The organism is Patescibacteria group bacterium, from assembly GCA_040753135.1.
Lineage (GTDB): Bacteria > Patescibacteriota > Minisyncoccia > UBA6257 > Brennerbacteraceae > JBFMGR01.
Genome location: JBFMGR010000008.1, coordinates 1 through 20,522, shown reverse-complemented (window position 1 = coordinate 20,522; position 20,522 = coordinate 1). Strand labels below are relative to the sequence as shown.

23 protein-coding genes are annotated in these 20,522 nt (G+C 39.4%); 21 read left to right on the top strand and 2 right to left on the bottom strand.

Features of this window, described 5'->3' with window-relative positions:
• The first annotated feature begins 23 nt into the window (after positions 1–23).
• Both AB1721_02740 and AB1721_02735 read left to right on the top strand, forming a co-directional pair.
• On the top strand, positions 24–1,022 hold the full coding sequence (locus AB1721_02740; GenBank protein ID MEW5805615.1) for a hypothetical protein: 999 nt from the start codon (positions 24–26) through the stop codon (positions 1,020–1,022).
• A complete protein-coding gene (locus AB1721_02735) occupies positions 994–2,103 on the top strand; it encodes a lysylphosphatidylglycerol synthase transmembrane domain-containing protein (protein MEW5805614.1) in 1,110 nt (369 codons plus the stop codon). Before AB1721_02740 ends, AB1721_02735 begins: the two co-directional genes overlap by 29 nt.
• Here the strand turns inward: AB1721_02735 and AB1721_02730 are convergent.
• Entirely contained in the window at positions 2,035–3,327 is a 1,293-nt protein-coding gene (locus AB1721_02730) for an exopolysaccharide biosynthesis polyprenyl glycosylphosphotransferase (protein ID MEW5805613.1), read from the bottom strand. The genes AB1721_02735 and AB1721_02730 overlap by 69 nt on opposite strands.
• Positions 3,328–3,351: 24 nt before the next feature.
• Positions 3,352–4,059: a phosphoribosyltransferase family protein gene (locus tag AB1721_02725; protein MEW5805612.1), complete on the bottom strand. Its 708-nt coding sequence runs from the start codon at positions 4,057–4,059 to the stop codon at positions 3,352–3,354.
• A 39-nt stretch (positions 4,060–4,098) separates the two neighbouring features.
• Between AB1721_02725 and pilM the strand changes: the two genes are divergently transcribed.
• The 19 genes from pilM (at position 4,099) to AB1721_02630 (ending at position 20,331) form a co-directional block, all read left to right on the top strand.
• A complete protein-coding gene (gene pilM / locus AB1721_02720) occupies positions 4,099–5,199 on the top strand; it encodes a type IV pilus assembly protein PilM (GenBank protein ID MEW5805611.1) in 1,101 nt (366 codons plus the stop codon).
• Positions 5,200–5,339: 140 nt separating this feature from the next.
• The gene (locus tag AB1721_02715) at positions 5,340–5,891 is read left to right on the top strand and encodes a hypothetical protein (protein ID MEW5805610.1); all 552 of its coding nucleotides are present in this window, start codon (positions 5,340–5,342) and stop codon (positions 5,889–5,891) included.
• Positions 5,891–6,517 (top strand): type 4a pilus biogenesis protein PilO, encoded by a 627-nt coding sequence (gene pilO, locus AB1721_02710; GenBank protein ID MEW5805609.1) that lies wholly within the window; start codon positions 5,891–5,893, stop codon positions 6,515–6,517. Before AB1721_02715 ends, pilO begins: the two co-directional genes overlap by 1 nt.
• Positions 6,518–6,536: 19 nt before the next feature.
• Complete coding sequence (locus tag AB1721_02705; GenBank protein MEW5805608.1) at positions 6,537–6,965, top strand: hypothetical protein; 429 nt, start codon at positions 6,537–6,539, stop codon at positions 6,963–6,965.
• 8 nt (positions 6,966–6,973) lie between these two features.
• Positions 6,974–8,728: an ATPase, T2SS/T4P/T4SS family gene (locus AB1721_02700; GenBank protein ID MEW5805607.1), complete on the top strand. Its 1,755-nt coding sequence runs from the start codon at positions 6,974–6,976 to the stop codon at positions 8,726–8,728.
• A 45-nt stretch (positions 8,729–8,773) separates the two neighbouring features.
• Positions 8,774–9,871 carry a PilT/PilU family type 4a pilus ATPase gene (locus AB1721_02695; protein ID MEW5805606.1) on the top strand — a complete coding sequence of 366 codons (1,098 nt, stop codon included), beginning with the start codon at positions 8,774–8,776 and terminating at the stop codon, positions 9,869–9,871.
• 17 nt (positions 9,872–9,888) lie between these two features.
• The gene (locus AB1721_02690) at positions 9,889–10,146 is read left to right on the top strand and encodes a GIY-YIG nuclease family protein (GenBank protein MEW5805605.1); all 258 of its coding nucleotides are present in this window, start codon (positions 9,889–9,891) and stop codon (positions 10,144–10,146) included.
• On the top strand, positions 10,143–11,360 hold the full coding sequence (locus AB1721_02685; protein ID MEW5805604.1) for a type II secretion system F family protein: 1,218 nt from the start codon (positions 10,143–10,145) through the stop codon (positions 11,358–11,360). The genes AB1721_02690 and AB1721_02685 overlap by 4 nt, the downstream gene beginning before the upstream one ends.
• A gap of 203 nt (positions 11,361–11,563) precedes the next feature.
• Complete coding sequence (locus AB1721_02680) at positions 11,564–12,034, top strand: prepilin-type N-terminal cleavage/methylation domain-containing protein (protein MEW5805603.1); 471 nt, start codon at positions 11,564–11,566, stop codon at positions 12,032–12,034.
• A gap of 91 nt (positions 12,035–12,125) precedes the next feature.
• Positions 12,126–13,010, top strand: coding sequence for a prepilin peptidase (locus AB1721_02675; protein MEW5805602.1), 885 nt, complete (start codon positions 12,126–12,128; stop codon positions 13,008–13,010).
• Between the two features lies 1 nt (position 13,011).
• Positions 13,012–13,587, top strand: coding sequence for a hypothetical protein (locus tag AB1721_02670; protein MEW5805601.1), 576 nt, complete (start codon positions 13,012–13,014; stop codon positions 13,585–13,587).
• Positions 13,588–13,643: 56 nt separating this feature from the next.
• Positions 13,644–14,153: a prepilin-type N-terminal cleavage/methylation domain-containing protein gene (locus AB1721_02665; protein ID MEW5805600.1), complete on the top strand. Its 510-nt coding sequence runs from the start codon at positions 13,644–13,646 to the stop codon at positions 14,151–14,153.
• Positions 14,154–14,427: 274 nt separating this feature from the next.
• Positions 14,428–14,946: a prepilin-type N-terminal cleavage/methylation domain-containing protein gene (locus tag AB1721_02660; GenBank protein MEW5805599.1), complete on the top strand. Its 519-nt coding sequence runs from the start codon at positions 14,428–14,430 to the stop codon at positions 14,944–14,946.
• Between the two features lie 226 nt (positions 14,947–15,172).
• Positions 15,173–15,577 (top strand): hypothetical protein, encoded by a 405-nt coding sequence (locus AB1721_02655; protein MEW5805598.1) that lies wholly within the window; start codon positions 15,173–15,175, stop codon positions 15,575–15,577.
• Positions 15,578–15,716: 139 nt separating this feature from the next.
• On the top strand, positions 15,717–16,025 hold the full coding sequence (locus tag AB1721_02650; GenBank protein MEW5805597.1) for a hypothetical protein: 309 nt from the start codon (positions 15,717–15,719) through the stop codon (positions 16,023–16,025).
• Between the two features lie 218 nt (positions 16,026–16,243).
• Positions 16,244–16,486 (top strand): 50S ribosomal protein L32, encoded by a 243-nt coding sequence (rpmF, locus tag AB1721_02645; GenBank protein MEW5805596.1) that lies wholly within the window; start codon positions 16,244–16,246, stop codon positions 16,484–16,486.
• Between the two features lie 141 nt (positions 16,487–16,627).
• Positions 16,628–17,068, top strand: coding sequence for a transcription antitermination factor NusB (gene nusB, locus AB1721_02640; GenBank protein ID MEW5805595.1), 441 nt, complete (start codon positions 16,628–16,630; stop codon positions 17,066–17,068).
• A 140-nt stretch (positions 17,069–17,208) separates the two neighbouring features.
• Positions 17,209–17,895, top strand: a complete 687-nt coding sequence (gene rnc, locus AB1721_02635; protein ID MEW5805594.1) for a ribonuclease III — start codon at positions 17,209–17,211, stop codon at positions 17,893–17,895.
• Positions 17,896–18,141: 246 nt separating this feature from the next.
• A complete protein-coding gene (locus AB1721_02630) occupies positions 18,142–20,331 on the top strand; it encodes an AAA family ATPase (GenBank protein MEW5805593.1) in 2,190 nt (729 codons plus the stop codon).
• Positions 20,332–20,522: the final 191 nt, after the last annotated feature.

Sequence of the window (20,522 nt, the reverse complement as noted above, 5' to 3'; positions counted from 1 at the left end):
TAATAGGTGGTATAATATCTTCAATGATCGAGTTTTTCAGCGGCATTGTTTCGGTTTTGATGTGGCTGGTGTTTGGTTTGCCGAGTTTTTTTCTCGGCTTTTACTATTCCCAGCCAGTGATTCTTGAACCGGGAATTGTTTATTCTTATAAGCAAGCAGAGGAGTTTGGTTTTGAGCCGAATCAGCTTTATTTAGAAATTTTAGATGATTTGAAGCCAAAATATTTAAGAGTTATTGCTTACTGGGACAGGATTGAGAAGCAAAAAGACGAGTATGATTTTTCCGAACTTGATTTCCAGATTCAGGAAACAGAAAGAAGGCAGGCAAAGATTACTTTAATTTTAGGAGAAAAAGTGCCTCGCTGGCCTGAATGCCATTATCCTGATTGGGCTGCGGGGTTAAGTCGTCAAAATCAGCAGGAACAAATTTTAGAATTAATCTCTTTGATTGGGGCAAGGTATAAAGACTCGTCCGCCTTAGAGTTTTGGCAGGTGGAGAATGAGCCGTTTTTAGCTTATGGGAAATGTCCGGCTTATGATAAAGATTTTTACAAAAAAGAATTAGCCGCGATTAAATCAATTTCATCAAAACCAATCGTGGTAACTTCAAGCGGGGAATTAGACAGCTGGTTAAGGTCCTTTATTTACGGAGATATTGTCGGTTTTTCAGTTTATCGTCGGTTTTTTGTTTCTTTGCCGTTTACCCGGATTGGCTTAGACTATCCTTTGCCGCCGCTTTTTTACCAAACCAAAGCCAAAGCTTTTAATTTATTTTTCAAAAAAGATATAATGGTAACAGAGTTTCAGCTTGAGCCGTGGCTGGATAAACCGATAGTCGAGACGTCTTCGGAAGACCAGTTTGCCGAGCTTGATTTTAACCGATTTGTTGATTATCTTGAGTATGCTCGGAAAACCCGGATTAAACGAATTTATTTTTGGGGGATCGAATGGTGGTATTGGCTTAAGCAGAATTCTCAGCCGGAATTTTTAGATTATGTTAAGGAAAATATTTTTGTTGATTAAGAAAATCCAAGCCTGGTTTTCCAGTCGGGTTTTTAACCGGATTGTTTTTGTTTTGCTGGCAGTTTTAGGTTTGTCTCTTTTTATCCTGCTTTTTTGGTACGCTGATTTTAATCAGATAATTAAAGCTATCAGTTCGGTTTTTTGGCTTAATCTGGCGGCAATTTTCGGCTTTGTTTTTTTAGTTTTGGGATTAGCGGCTTGGCGCTGGCAGCTGATTTTACGCGGTTATGGCTACAAAAAGTCTTTGGCAAATTTGCTTGGTTTAGTTTTTCGGTCCGCGGCAATCTCTTTGATTTTCCCGTCTTTTGAGGTTTCCGGAGAAACTTATAAAGCCATTAGATTAAAAAAAACCGAAGTTTCCACTCCGGCCGCTTTTGCTTCGGTGTTTTTTGATTATTTCGCGGTTTTGTTTGTCAATATCTTCTTTGGCGCCGGCCTGCTTGCTTATGTTGCTCTTGTTGGTTTTCAGCACCACTCTTTGCTTATCTTTGGTTCGGGTATGGTTTTGTTTATTGCTTTTTTAATTTTGCTCTTGAGAAAATTTTTCCAGCGCGGTTGGTTTTCTGAAATGATCGTTAAAAAAATTTGTTCAGTTAACCCAGTGGTTTGCTATACCGATGAAAAAACGCTTGAAGACATCAAGCTTTTTGATTATGGCATTTCGTTTTTCCTTAAAGAGTCAAAAACTTATTTAGTTAAAAGTTTTCTGGTTTCAATTCTGGGATTTGTTTGGGAGCTAGCCCAGATCTGGCTGGTCTTGCTTTTTCTTGGAGTCTGGTCAGATTTTTTAATGGTGGCGATGTTTTATTTGGCCATTAACTTTTTTAACAGCGTGCCGGTTTTTGGCGGGATTGGCTTTGGCGAAGTCGGCGCTTTTCTTGCCGGCGCTTCTTTGGGAATCAGCGACTCTACTGCTTTAAGCTTGGTTTTGCTTTTGCGTCTGCGCCAGTTGGTTGTGATTTTAATTGCCGGTTGGCTTTTTGTCCAAGATAATGTTAAATCTTTTTTTGGCTCAAGCCCGAGACAGATTAATAAACAAAAACCTGAAAGTTTTAATCAAGATTTTAAGGTCCAAGAATAAGGACCGGTTTTTCAGATAAAACAGATCAAACTCAAGCTTATTTTTGGCATCTTCAATTGAGGCGCCATAAGGATAATTAATCTGGGCCCAACCGGTCAAGCCGGGTTTGATTAAATGCCTTAAAGAATAAAACTGGATTTTTTCTTCTAATTCTTTGACAAATTCAGGTCTTTCCGGCCGAGGACCGATAAAGCTCATTTCGCCTTTGAAAATGTTGATTAATTGTGGCAGTTCGTCCAGATGAGTTTGGCGGATAATCTTGCCCCAGGAAGTGATTCTCGGATCATCTGTTTTTGCCCATTGGGCCCCGGCTTTTTCGGCATCCTTAACCATAGTTCTGAATTTATAAAGCTGGAAAATTTTTCCGTTTTTGCCGATTCGTTTTTGTTTAAAAAAAATCGGCCCGGGCGAAAAAACTTTCCCCAGCAAAATAATTGCCAGCCAGACAGGCAAGGCAATTAGGATTAGAGCCAAAGCCAATCCTCTTTCTGTTATTTCTCTAATCAGCGGCTGTTTTCTAATTGAGCTCAAGAGCCAAGTTTTTTCCGCTATCTCTAAATTTAATTTTTTTAGTTTTTGTTCAAAGAATGCTCCCAAGCTGTAAAATTCCAGATTAAGATTGCTCAAAGATTTTAACTGGCTTAAACTAAGAGCTTCAGAAAAACCAATAATAGTTTTAATACTCTGGTTTTTGGTCATCTCTTCCAAAGAATTTTGGTTTTCTAAAAATGTTTCAGGGATCTCTAAAATTGAGAACTGGTAAAGCTGGCTGGCTTGGTTTAGGCTGTTAATTATTAAACTGTTTTTAGGATTTTTAATCAAGCCGATTATTTGTTTGGTCTTTTTGTAAACTAAAGATTCAACCAAAGCCCTAAGGTTGAAGCTGAAAAAGCAGAAGATTAGCCAAAACAAGACCAAGCTGCCTCGAGGGGTAATCATTGGGTTAAATCGGGAGTAAAAGTAAAAAAATGCTGTCGCCGTTAGAAACGAAACCATTAAGCCAATAGATCCTGAAACCAGCCAATCGCTATTGCTTAAGTTTTCATAAAGCCCCATTGAATAAAAAATAAAGATGGTTAGAACAAAAATAAGCAAAAAAGGCAAAAGATGTTTTGCAAAAAGCTCGCTGCCGGGATAAATCTGCCAGCGCCACAAAGCTAAAACCGCAAAGCTCAACCAAAAAGAAAAAGAGTCAATAATTAAATAAGCTGTTTTTCTTGACATAGCTCTTATTTAATCATACAGGAATTAGCTGTTTCTTGCCAAGACCAACCCGAAAACTCTTTTCGCTTTGCCTTGTTTAAGAATCTTAGCCGCTTCCTGCAAGGTAGCTCCAGAAGCAGAGATGTCATCAACTAAAATAATGTTCTTGTTTTTAATTGCTTCCGGATTAATTATGCGAAAACAATTTTGGATGTTGGCCAATCTTTCAGCTTTATTTTTTAGCCTCATCTGCGGCTTTTTGAATTTGGCTCTAACCAAAGTTTTCTTTAAATCCAATCCGGTTTTTTGGCTTAAATTTCCCGCTAAGAACTCTGCCTGATTAAAACCGCGCCACCGCTCCCGTTTTTTAGCTAAGGGGATAAAACTAATCAGCCAGGTTTTTTTGCCCGGCTTAAGTTTTGGGGCAAAACTCTGCTGGAAATATTCAAAAAGCAGGTTAGCCAAAGGCAAACCCAGTTCTTCAATAAACTCATATTTGTATTTCCAGATTGCTTGCTTTAAAATCGGATCAGCATAAAAGCCCATTATCCCCAAGCAAGTTAAGGGGGAGGAGTGGCTTGGGCAAGACTGCCGGCCAAGGGGAATTTTTTTGTTGCAAACAGGACAAAACAGCCAGCGGTTAATCTTGATTTTGCCTTGACAAGCAAAACAGAAAAATCCGATCGGATTAGTCTGTCGATTTTTGGCAATGCCGCAGTTAAAGCATTGACTGGGGAAGAAAAATTCCAGCATCAGAACTTTAAAATTAGTAAAGATTCGTTATAATAAGATATGCTATCAATAAATTTTAAATCTATCTGGGAAAAATTAAAAGGCTACTTAATTCCCTATTCATCAGTTCTTGGCATTGATATCGGCACAACTACAATTAAGGTGGTTGAGCTGAACAAAAGCGACAGCGTTCTTTCTCTTAAGAATTATGGGATTTTGGAGAATTTCGGCCACCTGGAAAGGGAAAACGCGGCGATTCAAACCAGCGGCTTGAAAATTGTTGACGAGATGACTGCCTCGCTTTTAAAAGAGCTTTTGGTTAAAATGGGGCCGACAGTAAAAGAGGCAGTTTTTTCTTTACCGGCATTTTCTTCTTTTGTGACAGTGATGGATCTGCCCAATGTGTCTGAAAAAGAGTTTAATCAGGTAATTCCTTACGAGGCCCGACAGTACGTTCCGATTCCTTTAAGCGAGGTGGTCTTGGATTGGCAGGTTTTGAATCCCTTGCCCAGTTCTTTATCCGGCCGAGCCCAGGTGCTTTTAATTGCGGTTTCCCAAGATGTAGTCAATAAATATTATCGGATTGCGGAATTAGCCGGGCTGCGCTTGAAAGCTTTAGAGCTGGAATCTGTTTCTACTGCTCGAGCCTTGATTGGTAATGACTCGACAACAACAGCAATAATTGATATTGGTTCCCGAGCCACCAGCATCTCTATGGTTGATGAAAAAGATGTCCGCTTAACCCATGATATTGATATGGCGGGCAATGATTTAACTCTGGCCATAGCCCGAGGGATGAATATCTCTCCAATTAAAGCAGAAGAGATAAAAAAGAATTACGGCATCTTAATTACCGCTGAACAGCAGTATCTGCCCGGGCTTTTAACTCCGTTGTTGGATTTTATTATTAGCGAGATTAAAAAACTTAGTTCCCGCTATACTGATAAAACCAGACGAGAAGTTAAAAAAGCAATTCTTTGCGGCGGCGGAGCTTTGCCTCCTGGGATTAAAGATTATTTTCAAAAAGAGCTTGGCATGCCAGTTGAATTAGGCAATCCGTTTGCCCGGGTTAGTTATGCTCCGGATCTGGAGCCGGTTTTAAAAGAGATTAAAGCCCAATTTTCTCCAGCGGTAGGCGCGGGCCTAAAAGTGCTGAAATGACTTTGACATTTCTTCAAGATTGTTTAATATAAATAAAAGGCAATAAGCTGTTTTTAAAAAATAAATCTGTTGGCTTGAACTATTTTTATTTTGCTTTTTGGATTATAATTAAATTGAGCCTGTTATAATTTTATAGTTATATGGAAGCGCCAAAAACTTTTTCTTCAGTTTCAAAAACTAAACGCTTACCCTCATCAAATTTGGGTGTTCCCAAGAGCTTTATTTTTGGCAGCTTGGCTTTTCTGCTGGTCGCTTTGGCTTTTTATCTTTTTCTTTCCGGTTATGCTAAAGTCGCCCAGAGCCAGATAAAGTCTTTAGATCGGGAAATTCAAGATATGGTTGCCTCGATTTCTCTGGAAGAAGTTGAAAAAGTGATTACTTTAGATGCCCAGATCCGCGGTTTGAAAAAACTCTTGCCCGGACATTATTTTGTCTCTTCAGCATTTGATTTTTTGGAAAACAACACGAACCCGAATATTTCTTTTCGGTCTTTGAAATTAGACACCAGAAATAATGTTCTTTATTTAGAAGGAGTCTCTCCCGATCTTAGAGAGATTAGCATTCAGTCCGCGGCTTTTTCCCAGCACCCGGAGATTAATGATGTGGTTCTGCGAGATATCAACAACGTTGGCGACAGCTTCAATTTTAAACTGGAGCTCTCTTTTAGTAAAAGTTTAATTTTGATTAAATAATGAGAAACTCTTTTCAAATTTTTATTTCTTTTATTTTGGGAATTTTGATTGTCTTTGCCGGCGCTTATATACTGTTTCACTTGGATGTAAATCAATGGAAAAGCGTTGGTGAAATCAGAATTCAGCTGGCCGAACGCCAAGCAGTAGTTAAGCGGCTTAATCAGTTAATCCAAAAATTTAGAGAGCAACTGGCGATGTTTGACAACTTAGACCAGCAAGTTAGTTTAGTTGGAAAAGCTTTGCCAACATCTTTAAAAATTCCTGAACTTTTGGTTAGCCTTGAGGCAATTGCCCAGGAAAATGAGGTTGGCTTTAGCCATATTTCTTTTACTGTTTTGGAGTCAGATCGGGTTGAAAATTCTGAACTGCGCGAATTTTCTGCTCCGGGGACAGGACAAGAAACCGGGCCTTATCCAATAGCGATTACTCTTGACGGCGCGGGCAATTATTTAGGAATGAAAAAGTTTCTCCAAGGCGTTGAGACCGAATTGAGATTAATTGAAGTGAGAAATCTGGAAATTATCCCGGTTAAAAAAACCGGTGAGTTTGACGAGGCGACCACTTTTAATTTCAAGCTTAATTTAGAAGCTTATTCAATTAAAAAACCTCAATTTACTTTACCTTAGTTTTTATTAAGTTTTATTTATGGAACCCCAAACACCACAAATTTCTAATCAGCCCCAATCACCTCGGCCGCCGGTTGCCCAGCCTTCTTCGCCGGTTAGCCCTCGCCCGATTCCAGCCCAGCCTCAAGCCAAATCCTCATCCCGAGGTTTTAAACTCAGGTCAGTTGATCTTAAATCACCCCGAGCTTCAATTTTGTCGGTAATTTTATTTATAATTGCGATCTTTGTTTTCTTGCTGGCTTATTTCATTTTTTCCAAACCCGATACCGGACCAGCCTCTTTGATCTTTAATAAAATTTTTCCCAAAGAGTCTGGCTTGATTCGTTTACAGGAAGTGGATCTGGACATCGATAGCATTGTTAACAATCCGGTTTTCAGCCGATTAAAAGAACAATCGCCTTTGCCTTTGGAAATTCCGCCACTGGGAAAACCTAATCCATTTCTTTAATTTTTAAAATGCCCAAATTAGATTTAGCTGCTAATTTAGTTGAGAAAGGGTTGCTGACTCAAGCTCAAATTCAGATTTTACAAAAAGAAGCCAATACCCGAGGCGTTAATCTGGAAGACCTTATTATTGAACAAAGCCTTGTTGCCGAACAAGAACTCTTGGATCTTAAGAGCCAGATTTTTGGTTTACCAGTGAAAAATTTTGTTGATGATGAAACGGTTCCTCGGGAGGTTTTGCTTTTAATCCCCTATGAGTCTTCGCGTCATTACCAGATGTTAGCTTTTCAAAAAGACGGCAAAGCTCTTTTTGTTGGCATGGTTCATCCGGAAAACTCTGAAGCCCAGCAAGCGCTTAAGTTTATTGCCAAAGGTTTGGGCCTTGATCTAAAGATTTTTTTGATCAGCAACAAAGATTTTACCCGATTAAGACAGGGCTATACCAGTTTTGGCGAAGAAGTAGCCGGCTCCTTAGCGGTTTTAAAAAAACAAGCTGAAGGAATTTCCCGGAGTTTTGGCGGGCAGAGAAAATTAATTAATCTTGATGAAAAAATCACTGAAGGGTTTGAGGAGGCGCCGGTAATTAAATTAGTTTCTGATATCTTGAAGAATGCGGTTAGCCAAAAAGCTTCTGATATTCATTTAGAGCCGGAAAAAAACCGATTTCGGGTTCGTTATCGGATCGGCGGCGACTTGGGTTCGGTTTTGTTCTTGCCCGAAGCAGTTCAGCAGCCGGTTTTAACCCGGATTAAGATTATGGCCGAGATGAAGATTGATGAAACCAGAGTGCCTCAAGACGGTCGGTTCAGCAGTTTTGTCAGCGGCCGACAGATTGATTTTCGCGTTTCTACTTTCCCAACTTCTGGCGGCGAAAAAGCCGCCATCAGGATTTTGGATCCTGAATCCGGATTGCAAAATTTAGAAGACTTGGGTTTTTCCAACTGGAATCTGGAGATTGTTAAGAAAAACCTTCAAAAGCCTTTTGGGATGATTTTGGTTACCGGTCCGACCGGCTCAGGAAAAACCACCACGCTTTATGCTTGCCTTCAGATTTTAAACCAAGATTCAGTTAATTTGGTTACGTTAGAAGATCCGGTTGAGTATTTTATCAATGGGGTTAATCAATCCCAAGTAATTCCGGAGATTGGCTACACTTTTGCTTTTGGCTTAAGGAGCATCTTAAGGCAGGATCCGAATGTGATTATGGTTGGCGAGGTTCGGGATACTGAAACAGCCGAACTGGCAACCCATGCCGCCTTAACCGGGCACTTGGTTTTATCAACCCTGCATACCAACAATGCAATTTCAGCCATTCCCCGGCTTTTAGATCTCGGCGTCCAGAAGTTTTTAATTCCGGCAACAATTAATATTGTGATTGCCCAGCGTCTTTTGCGCCAGCTTTGCCCTGATTGCAAAAAACCAATTTCAGCCCCGCCGGAAATAGAAAAAATGATTGACCAGAGTTTAGCGGGACTGCCTCAGGATTTGAGAAAACAGCTGAATTACAAAAAACCTTATCAAATTTTTGATTATGGCGACTCCGATTGCCAAACTTGCAAGAATAAACGAACCCTTGGCCGAATTGGCATTTTTGAAATTTTTCAGATGACTCAATCAGCGGAAAGAATTATTTTGTCCCAAGGCAAAGAAGAGTCTTTGTTTGAAGAAGCAAAAGTTCAGCAAATGGTTACTCTGCGCCAGGAAGCGGTGCTGCATTTGTTGGAAGGCAAAGTTCATTTATCTGAAGTTCTCCGAGAAACGATTTAGCTTAATCTATAATTCGTAATTCATTATTCATTATTCAAATTAAAAATGGCTCAAGATTACAAAGTAAAATTAGGTCAATACTTAGAGTTAGCTCAAGCTCAAGGAGCTTCGGATCTGCATCTGGGCGTGGCGAAAAAGCCGACTTTAAGAATTGACGGCAACTTGCTTCAGTTAGCCAAAGAGCCGATTCTGATTGCGGAAGATTTAACCGGATTTGTTAAGGCGTTGCTGACGCCGGAGCAGGAAGAAAGATTTAACCAGGAAAAAGAGTTTGATTTTGGCTTTACTCACGAAGAAAAGATTCGCTGCCGGTGCAATGTTTATTACCAGAAAGGAATGATTGCGATTGCGATTCGTTTAATTCCAATGGAGATTCGGGGGATTGAAGAGCTGAATCTGCCTCAGATTTTGCACGAGTTTACCAAGTTGTCCCAGGGTTTTTTCTTAGTTGTTGGTCCGGCCGGCCACGGTAAGTCAACGACTCTGGCGGCAATGATTGACGAGATTAATCACAAGCGCTTTGGCCACATTATTACCATTGAGGACCCAATCGAGTATCTGTTCCAGCCGGATCGGTCTTTGATTGACCAGCGCGAGGTTGGCGTTGACACTAAGTCTTTTAATCGGGGTTTGCGTTCAGTTTTGCGTCAAGATCCAGACGTGATTATGCTCGGAGAGATGCGCGATCCGGAAAGCATTGCCATTGCTTTAACTGCTGCAGAAACCGGGCACTTAGTTTTTTCCACTCTGCACACTAACAATGTTTCTCAAACCATTGACCGAATTATTGACAGTTTTCCTTCGGGTCAGCAGGGCCAGATTCGCTCCCAGCTGGCTTCAACTTTGGTTGGGGTTCTATCCCAGAGACTGATTCCCAGAATTGAAGGCGGCCGGATTCCAGCAACAGAGATAATGTTTGCTAATGCCGCGGTCCGCAACCTGATTCGTGAAGATAAAGTTTATCAAATAGATTTAGTGATTGAAACTTCTCTAGAAGACGGCATGATCTCTTTGAATCGGTCATTGGCTAATTTAGTCAGAAAGAGAGAGATTACCCAGGAAAATGCGTTTTTGTATTCACTTAGCCCGACTGAATTGAAAAATCTTTTAGTCGGCGGAGACGAGCTGTTAACCAACAGATAGTTCTTTTTTATTTTAATTTGTTCGGTATAATAAATAAGAGTAAAAAGACTAATCTCTGGTATACTGGGTTCACCGATGATCTACGGAAACGCTGTAATGAACATAACAAAGAGATTGTTGGTTGGACTAAAGGCCGCGGTCCATTTGAGTTAATTTATTACGAGGCTTCATTAAATATTACTGATGCCAGGTCGAGAGAAAAATATTTAAAATCAGGCATGGGCAAGCGCTATCTGAAGAACAGATTAAAGCGTTTCCTGTCTCTAACGGGATGAAATTTTCTTACAGTGCAAAAAATGACAAAGGCGAGATCCAGTCTGGCTTAATTGAGGTTTTTTCTGAAGAGGCGGCAATTGATCTTCTTCAAAAAGCGAACTTGGTTATTCTTAAGATAGAAAGAAGACGCGAAGATCCTTGGTATTTGAGTTTGGCTGCCAGTTTCCAAAAAGTCAGTTTAAAAGAAGTCGCGGTTTTTACCCGCCAGCTTGCCACTTTGTTTGAAGCCCAGGTTTCAATCACCGAGTCTTTGCAGACCGTTTATAATCAAACTACCCATCCGGCCCTGCGCGAAGCGATTTTTGATGTTTATTCTGACATTGAGGCGGGCATGCCGCTTTCTGATGCTTTATCAAAGCATAGCAGAATTTTTTCTTCTTTTTATATCAATATGATTAAAGCTGCAGAATTAACTGGCCGATTAGATTCAGCATTAAACTATCTGGCTGATTACTATGATTCCCAGTCTGTGATTCAGACCAAAATTAGGAATGCGATGATCTATCCGATTTTCTTGATTGTTCTGTTTGCAGTGGTTATTGGCATTATGATTGTCGTGGTTATTCCCCAATTGGGCGGAGTAATTTTAGAGAGCGGCTTGACTCTTGATCAATTGCCCTTGATGACCCGGATTCTTTTTGCTACCGGCACTTTTCTGCAAAAATACTATCTTTTGGCCGCGGGCTTCTTTTTCGGCGGCTTGTTTTTGTTTCTTAAATATTTCAGTTCAGAAGAAGGCCAACTTCTTTTAAGTACTTTGTTATTGAACACTCCGGTTTTAGGAGGTTTTCTTAAAAAAGTTTTTGTCAGCCGGTTTGCCGAGACTTTTGGCGTTTTATTAAAAGGCAATATTCCGGTGGCTCAATCATTAGAGATTTCCGCTGATGTGGTCGGCAGTATTTATTATCAGGAGGCAATTGATGAAATTGCCCAGGGAGTCAGGCAGGGAGCGAATATTTCTGATTTATTGCTCCAGTATCCGGAATATTTCCCGCCCCTGGTTTCCCAGATGGTGGCGGTGGGCGAGAAAACCGGAAAATTAGAAGAACTTTTAGCCAAAGTTTCTAAGTTTTATACTCGAGAAGTTGAAGCTTTGGTTAATAGCTTAACCGAGATAATTCAGCCGGTTTTGATTGTTTTACTAGGGGTTTTGGTTGGCGGATTAATTGCTGCGGTAATTTTGCCGATTTACCAGATTGCCCAGCAGTTCTAAGTATGCGGATAGCCTTAACGGAATAGGCACACACGAATGCGAATAGTTTTAGCGAATAGGCACACCCGAAAAATAGTCTTAATGAAATAGGAACGCAGACAGACAATAGAATATTTGAATGATGTTAATGAAGTTGATAAATGTATAGATTCGAGCATTAAAACCTACGAATTTACAAATATTTATAGTATACTAATTAAAGTATGAATAAAAATTGGAAATTGGGAATTGGAAATTGGAAATTTATTAAAGGTTTCACCCTGATCGAGCTTCTTGTGGTCATTACCGTGATCGGGCTTTTGAGCGCAATGGTTCTGGTTGGCTTGAGCGGAGTTCGGGCTCAGGGCCGAGACACTCGGAGGATTGCTGATCTGCGAAATACTCAAAATGCTCTGGAGATTTATTTTAATAAGGAAAACACTTATCCTGGCCAGACTGACTGGATTAGTTTGGAAACTGAATTAGTCAGTGCTGATATTGGAGTTAAAAGGCTGCCCCGAGATCCTCTGAACCGTTCATCTTATCAGTATGAATATCGTTCCAGCGGCAATGGCTTACATTATGTTTTAAAAGCAACCTTGGAAAGCGGGGACAGCTCGGCTTTGCGCGATGATGTTGATGGCACAGTTTATGGACTTGGTTGCGACGATCCTGGTTATTGCATTGAACTGTAAATTGGCAGATAGCAAATAGCTTATGGCAAATGGTAAATTTTTATTAGTTTTTAGGTTTTAACTATTTGCCATTCGTCATTTGCCAAAAACTATGTGGTTTAGTTTCTTAGTTGGTTTAGCGGTTGGCAGTTTTATCAATGTTTTAGTCTTTCGTTTAAATCCCCAGAGGCAGGATCAGGTGTTTAATCTTCTAAAAATAATCAAAGGCCGGTCTTATTGTTTTTCTTGCCAAAAAACTCTTCAGTGGTATGAATTAATCCCGATTTTAAGTTTCTTGGTCCAGCAAGGCAGATGTCGCTCTTGTCAGGCCAAGCTTTCTTGGCAATATCCTTTGGTTGAGCTGATAACCGGGATTGGTTTTACTTTAGTTTATTGGCGATTAGTTAATTTTTCCGGTTTAAAACTGGTTTTGGGGAATTGGTTTTTTGCTTATTTAATTTTTTGGTGGCTAGTTATTTTTGTTTTAATAGCGATTGCCATTTTTGATTTTAAATACTATCTGATCCCGAGCTTTTTGCTGGATTTTTTAATTATTTTGGGTATAGGAATTAATATTTTTTATTTTTTTCAAAAATCGTTCTTTTTTAAAACCGGAGTTTATTTCTCGGAAAATTATTTTTATCTTTTTGGTCAAGACAGCTGGTTGACTCGGCTTTTGCCGGCAGTTGCTTTGGGGTCGGCGACTATTGGTTTGGCCTATCTGTTTTCTCGGGGCCGAGCCATGGGTTTAGGCGATCTCTGGCTGGTTTTGGGTTTGGGTTTGATTTTCGGTTGGCCGGACATTTTATGGGTTTTAATCTTATCTTTTGTTTTTGGTACTTTGGTGAGCCTGATTTTAATTGGCTTAAAAAGAAAAACTTTTAAAGATATTATTCCTTTTGGCCCGTTTTTAGCTTTGGGCGCAATGACAATGTTTTTGTTTGGTGCTAAAATACTTTCAGTTTACTTTAATCTTTTCCCCAATTTATTCTTTTAGAATGTTTAAAAAACAACTATTTGCCATTTGCCATTTGCCATTTGCCAAAAGGGGGCAGACAATAATTGAGATGCTGGTGATTTTGGCTATTGCGACGATGTTTACCTCAATGTTAATCACTTTTAACCGGACGGCTAATAACCAAAACCAGCTGCTCCAGTTTGCCGACAAGTTTATTCTTGACATCAGGCGGGTTCAGGATTTAGCCTATTTAAGCCAAGAATATAATGGACCGAACCCTGATTATCAGGGACAGGTTCCTTGCGGTTATGGGATTGGCTTTAACCAGGAAACCGGGGATAAGTATTTTATTTTTGCCGTTTTTAATAGCGATTGCTCTAGGGTTAGCTCTGGTGATTATAGTTTAATCGAATTAGAGCAAATTGCTTTACCCTCTTTAATTAGAATTTCAGAGACTAGTTCTAATCCGGTGATTTTTATTCCGCCTTACCCGAGAAGCATCTTTTTCCCCGCGGCCGAATCAATGATAATTAAACTGGTTTTGCGGGGCAGTGAAGAAACGGCATTCAAAAACATTATTATTAATCGGGCCGGCCAGATTAGCCAGATAAATTAACTATCGCCGGAAAACATTTTGCAATTAATAACAGGCAACTAATAACAGATAAAACAATGAAGCAATTTAGCAATGGGGCAATGGGGCGATGTAAAAAAGGTTTTACTCTAATTGAGTTAATGATTGCGGCCACCCTGATTATGATGGTTTTTGGCAGCATTTTTGCTTTGGTTAATTATGGTATTTATGCCCTTTCTTATATCCGCAATAATTTGACCGCTTCTTTTTTGGCTCAAGAGGGGGTTGAGTTAGTAATAAAAAAACGGACCGAGAACTGGCTTAAGGGGCAAAGATTTAATTACCAGCTTACTAATGGCAGTTATCAAGTTGATTATCTCGGTTCTTTCACTCGTGCTTCAGGCGAGCCGTTAAAGTTTAATTTTGTCCGGGGCTATCAATATTCTTCTGGGGAGTCGTCTAATTTTACTCGGACAATTACGCTTCAGAGAATTGATTCAACTCATTTGAGGGTTTTATCTGAAGTGGTTTGGCGGACAAAAGACAACCAATTTTCTGTTTTGGTTGAAGATCACTTATATGATTGGTTTGGCGTTCCAGCAGAGTAATCTTCGCCAACCGATAATCGTTAATGGTAAACAATAACATTATCTAAAAAAGAAAGATCTAAAGATGTGTGTTTATTAAACTTTAAACTTATAAAAGTAATAAGAATTAAACGTAAATTGAAAATTATTAAATGAAGATTGATTGGGAATTGGGAATTGGACAAAAGCCGAGCCGAGTTTATCCGGTAGTGAATTTTCGGCATTTTCCTTGAGATTGTTCAATGATATTTTCTTAGATGAAATAAATAAAACTTATAACAATTATTAAATATCTATGCTTAAGAAACGGAAAATTAAACAACTCTGCCGAAAATCTGCTCCCGGGTTTACCTTAGCCGAGGTTCTAATCTCCTTTACTATTTTTGGCCTCTTGATTGGAGTAGTCACCGGCACTTTAATAAGCGTTTTCCGAAGCCATCGTTACATTTTTAATAGTTTAGATTCTCAAGCCAATCTTCGGTTTATTTTGGAAACAATGACCCGGGAGATTAAAGAGGGAAGCAATCTTAATTTTAATCCCCAAACTAAGACCCTCTCCTTTCTTAATAAGGACGGCCAGGGAGTCGAGTATTTTTTAGATCAGGGGAAAATGTTTCGGCGTGAAGGCACCGAAGTTTTGCCAATCACTTCAGAGAGTTTGGAAATTACCAGGTTTGACGTTGCTGGTTGCTGGCAACGGCCTAATTGCCAGCCAAGCGTAACTTTGCTTTTTCAGGTCAAACCGGAAATTAATCTCCAAGACAGTTCGTTTTATTTGCAGACAACGATTACTCAGAGACGAGCGGGAATCTAAGAATAAATTCTCAATTCTCAATTTGCAATTTTCAATAAATCTAAAAAATTTACAAAAACGATAAAGCAGTATACTAGTAAAACGATGAAGCAATTTAGCAATGAGACAATGAAACAATGTAAATCCGTGCAGATCCGGTAGTGAATTTTCGGCATTTTCCTTGAGATTGTTCAATGATATTTTCTTAGATGAAATAAATAAAACTTATAACAATTATTAAATATCTATGCTTAAGAAACGGAAAATTAAACAACTCTGCCGAAAATCTGCTCCCGGGCAGATTATGCTAATTGTTATTCTGGCAATTACCGGAATTTTTGTTACTGGCGCGGCAATTAGTTTAAGTATTACCAAAGAATTAAGGCGTTTGGGCGCGGTTCTCGATTCCGTTAAAGCTTTTTATGCTGCTGATGCCGGGGTGGAATGGCAGTTTTATGTTCTATTAAAAGATCCGTCAGAGCCCCGGCCCGAATTAACTAATAATACGCTTTGTTGCCGCCGAAAAGATATTCAATTGATTTCGCCAACAACACCTGGTCAAGCAGTTAAGCTGAAAAGCATTGGTACTTCACCTGCTTCTGGCCAAGCTTATAAAATCAAGCGCTCAATTGAAACCAACACCAGCTGGTAGCGGTTATTTTCTGCTTGACGATTTTTCATTATTCTTCTAGCTATTTCTATTTAAATTCCGCGATCGCGGAATTTAAATAGAAATAAAAAACAGAAGAAATAACAATCCCCGGTTAGACAATAAACCAATTAATCAGCCAATGGGCATAATTGTTCAGGCAAGAGTCCAAGCTGTTGGCTTGTGTTATAAAGCCATAGGCAATTATAAGCGAGCCGAATACTGGCTTTTAAGGGGTGAGCAAGAAAATGGCCCAGACTCCAGCACGACTTATAACTTAGCTAATTTTTATTGGCGCAGGAATGATATAAGAAAAAGCTATCAGTATATAAAAAAGCTGAAAAGATTTTTAAAAAAAGAGCCGAAAGGCTTTTTCAAAACCCAGTGGGGCAAAGATATATTAAGTTTCATAGATGTGGCAGAACAGAAGTATAAACAGTTGGATAATTGATACCCAACCCAATATATTGGCAATTCGTTTTTTGATTTTATCCCTTGGTTGTATAACTTAACGATGAGTTTTAGAAATTAGATATTGAATATCTGTCTTGGCGCAGATAATTATTGTTTTTTAGCACATTTTGTGCTAAATTAGCTTAAATTTGGGAATTAGAAATTGTCCGCCAAAGGCGGATCCGCCGCTGGCGGAGAAATTAGGATTTAACTGATATGGGCGGTACACCGACAAGAAAACACACAAAAAGAAGGCGGAATATGGGCCGAGCGCATTTTGCTTTAAAAAAACCGAATTTGGTTCCTTGCGAGAAATGTAAGACATTGAAATTACCCCATCGGGTTTGTTTGGAATGCGGTTTTTTCAAGGGCAAAGAGGAGATTGATGTCTTGAAAAAACTGGACAAAAAAGAGAGAAAAAGACGGGAAAAAGTTCTGAAAGAAACCGAACCGAAGTAAAATTTTTAATTTCTGAATCTCAATTTTCAATAAATTATCAATGTTTGATATTCCAAAGTTTATTTAAGATTAATTGATAATTGTCTCGCTTCGCGAGATCTGGCGAAGCCAGAGAAATTGGGAATTGTAAATTTTCAAGCTATGGGTTCTCGGCACAGTTCCAGGCAAATAGTTTTACAAACTCTTTATGAGCTGGATTTTAACAATCAGTTGGAAAATGCCAAAGCAGCTGATTGGCTGGAAAAGAACATTCAGGAATCAGGCCAAGAATTAAAAGAGCCGGAGTTTTCTTCAGAGTTGTTTCAAGGGGTTTTAAAACAAAAGAAACAGCTGGATGAGGTTATCTCTCGGGTAGCGACTGAATGGCCATTAGAGAAGATAAACTTAGTTGACCGGAATGTTTTGCGGCTTGGGCTTTATGAGCTTTTATGGGGAGATAAAACTCAAGTCCCTCCCAAAGTGGCGATTAATGAAGCGATTGAGTTGGCTAAAGAGTTTGGCGGCGATTCTTCAGGGAAGTTTATTAACGGTGTTTTGGGGACAGTTTTCCGCGAGGGTCAAGTCGAAGGGCTATTCAACTAACAACTAATGGTCGAAAATTAAAAATAAGTTCCTAAACTATAATTTCTGGATTTTAAACAAATTATTAAATCAAAAGTTTAAATATTTGAAATTAGGATTTGTTTAGAAATTAGAAATTAGGATTTGGGATTTAGTTAGAAATGGATTTTTCTAAATTGGAAAAAAATCTCGGTTATCAATTTAAAAACATTGATTATTTAAAAGAAGCTTTAACTCACCGGTCTTATCTGAATGAAAATTCGTCTTGGCCGCATCCGCATAATGAACGATTGGAATATTTGGGGGATGCGGTTTTGGAATTGGCAGCAACCGAATATCTGTTTCAAAATTATCAAAACGGCGAGGGCGATTTGACTGCTTTTCGGGCCGCTCTGGTTAATGCCGACAGTTTAGCTCAAGCCGCCACTAATCTAGAGATCAATGACTTTTTGCTTCTGTCTAAGGGCGAAGCCAAAGAGACTGGCAAAGCCAGGCAGGAGATTTTGGGCAATACTTTTGAAGCGGTAATTGGGGCAATCTATCTGGATTCTGGTTTTGAGCTGGCTCAGGATTTTATCAAAAGATCGCTTTTGTTTAAATTGCCGGAGATTATCAAGCTCGGGCTTTATAAAGACGCCAAGAGCCAGTTCCAAGAAGAGGCTCAAGCCAGATTGGGCCTAACGCCTTCGTATCAAGTTTTGCGGGAATGGGGGCCTGACCATGACAAAAACTTTTTGGTGGGCGCCTTTTTGAACAGCGAAAAAGTGGCTGAAGCTGAAGGCAAATCAAAACAAGAAGCAGAAACAAAAGCCGCGGAAAAGGCGTTGGAGATAAAGAATTGGGCCTAGCCAGCGAATAACGAATTTGTACAAATAAGCGAATATACGAATAACACTTATAGAATTTATGGCAGTTGCGATTCCCGGGGACGAAATTTTAATTCGTTTATTCGCAGGTTCATATTGATTCGTTATTCGTTGATATGTTAAAAGCTCTTGAAATCCAAGGTTTTTCCGCCAGAGGCGGATCCGCCACGGGCGGAAAATTCTTTTGTTTTAAGATTTTGAATTAAGGGCTAAAGAGATAGGGATAAAATGCTGAAAAATTTAGAAATTCAAGGCTTTAAATCTTTTCCTGACAAGACTGTTTTAGAGTTTCCTTCGGGAATCTCGGCTGTGGTTGGGCCTAATGGCTCGGGCAAATCAAATATTGTTGATGCGATCCGCTGGGTTTTTGGCGAACAAAGCATAAAAAATATCCGCGCCAGCTCATCCCAAGAAGTGATTTTTAACGGCGCTGCTGGTCGGCCAGCCGGCTCTTTAGCTTGGGTTAATCTTGTTTTTGATAATAAAAACAAGGATTTTAATTTTGATTTTGATCAGATTGAGATCAAAAGAAAAGTCTATCGGGACGGCAATTCCGAGTATTTTTTGAATAAAAAACAGATTCGCTTAAAAGATTTGATTCAGGCCCTGGCTTCTGCCCGGCTCGGAGTTAAGGGTATGGGTATTGTTAATCAAGGGGCTGGCGATGTTTTTTTAAGGGCTAATTCTTTAGAACGCCGAGAGATAATTGAAGAAATGATTGGTTTAAAAGAGATTCGTTTGAAAAAGCAAGAAGCAGAAAGAAAGATTAAAGAGACAAGGAACAATTTAGCCCAAACCGAGGTAATCCTCAAAGAGATTGAACCTAATCTCCGTTTCTTAAAGCGCCAGGTTAACCGTTGGCAATCAAGGCAGGAAAAGCAAAACCAATTAACAGAACTAGAAAGGTCTTATTTCGTTGAAAAAATCTGCCAGCTTGATTTATTGATTAAGGGCAAGGATGGATTTGACCAAGAAGCTGAAGCAAAAGTTTTGGCGCTGAAAAAAGAGATTAGTGAAAAAGAGCAAACTTTTACCCAGTTCCAGAGACAAGACCCGGAATTAGCCGCCAAACAAGCTGAAATTGAAAGGAATTTAAGCCAAGAGCAAAAGCAAAAAACCGAGATTTTGAGAACTCTTGGCAAAGTTGAGGGCCAGCTCGATTTTTTGGCCAATCTGCCTCGAGCAGAGCTTAATTTTGGTTTAGCTGAAGCAAAAAATAAATTTGAGCAGGTACTAAGGGTTTTAGAAGATTCTTTGGCTGAATCTGGCCTGGATTTAATCAAGCATAAGATTCAAGCTTTGCTTAATGACCTTAAAGCTTTTTTAACTCAAGAAAACAAGCAAAAAGCTCAAGAGACAGGTAGTAAAAAATCCGTTTTAGAACAGGAAAAACAGCGGCTATCAAGCTCTTTAGAAAAAATTGAAAAAACTATTCAAGATTTGACAAGCCAGCTTCAAGGGTTAAGAACAAAAGAATCAGAAAAAAACCAGGAATTCCAGACCTTGTTTTCAACCCTACGGGAAAAAAGAACTGCCCTGAACCAGATGGAAGACCAGCTGATTCGGTTGAAACTTGAACAAGAAAAAGCAAAATTGCGCCAAGAAGACTTAAAAAAGCAATTAGCTGAAACAGGCTTGGATTGGGATAAATTTTTGGTTGAGAATCAAGTTTTAATCAGCGAGAAAAAAGCTTTAGCTTGGGATGGAGAAAGGGAAAAGCAATTGGCAGGAACAGAGAAAAGCATCTTTAAATTAAGGCAAGAACTTTTTTTGATTGGTGAAACCGATTCAGAAGTAGTTCAAGAGTATCAATCGGCTGCGGAGCGTTACGGGTTTCTTTCTGGTCAGAAAAAAGATCTGGAAACGGCTTTGGCAGATTTGGAAAAATTATCAATCTCTCTGGAAGAAAAGATCGGTTCAGGGTTTGAGGCGGCCCTGAAAGCGATTGATAAAGAGTTCCACCAGTATTTTGGCATTATTTTTGAAGGCGGCCGAGGCGCTTTAAAGATTGAAAAAACCATTGACCCGGAAACCCAAATGATTGATTTTGGCATTGAGATTCAGGTTAGCTTGCCAAGAAAAAAAATCAATTCTTTGGAAATGCTTTCTGGCGGAGAAAGGTCTTTGACCGCGATTGCCTTTCTTTTTGCGGTAATTAACTATGCTCATCCGCCATTTTTGGTTTTAGATGAGATTGACGCGGCTTTGGATGAAGCCAATTCTCAAAAATTAGCCCGGCTGTTAAAAGAAATAGCCGAAGAAAAAACCCAGTTTATTTTAATTACCCATAATCGGGCAGTAATGGAAACGGCTGATGTTTTGTATGGCGTGACTATGGCTGACGGCATCTCTAAAATATTTTCTTTAAAGTTTACTGAAGTGGAACAGCTGGCTGGAGAGGCAAATAATGGCAAATAACAAGCTGGCTTGATAAACTAAAATTCTCTGCTATACTAACAGTGTCTTCAGGCGAAAGGCTTCGGCCCGGAACCCGAAGGCACTGGAGAACTCCGCTTTTGCGGAGTTTTCCATTTTAATTAGTTTAACTCTAACTCCCATCTTTTTGCTTGTTAACACCCGATTTGTCTACTATCTGTCCGATCGGACAG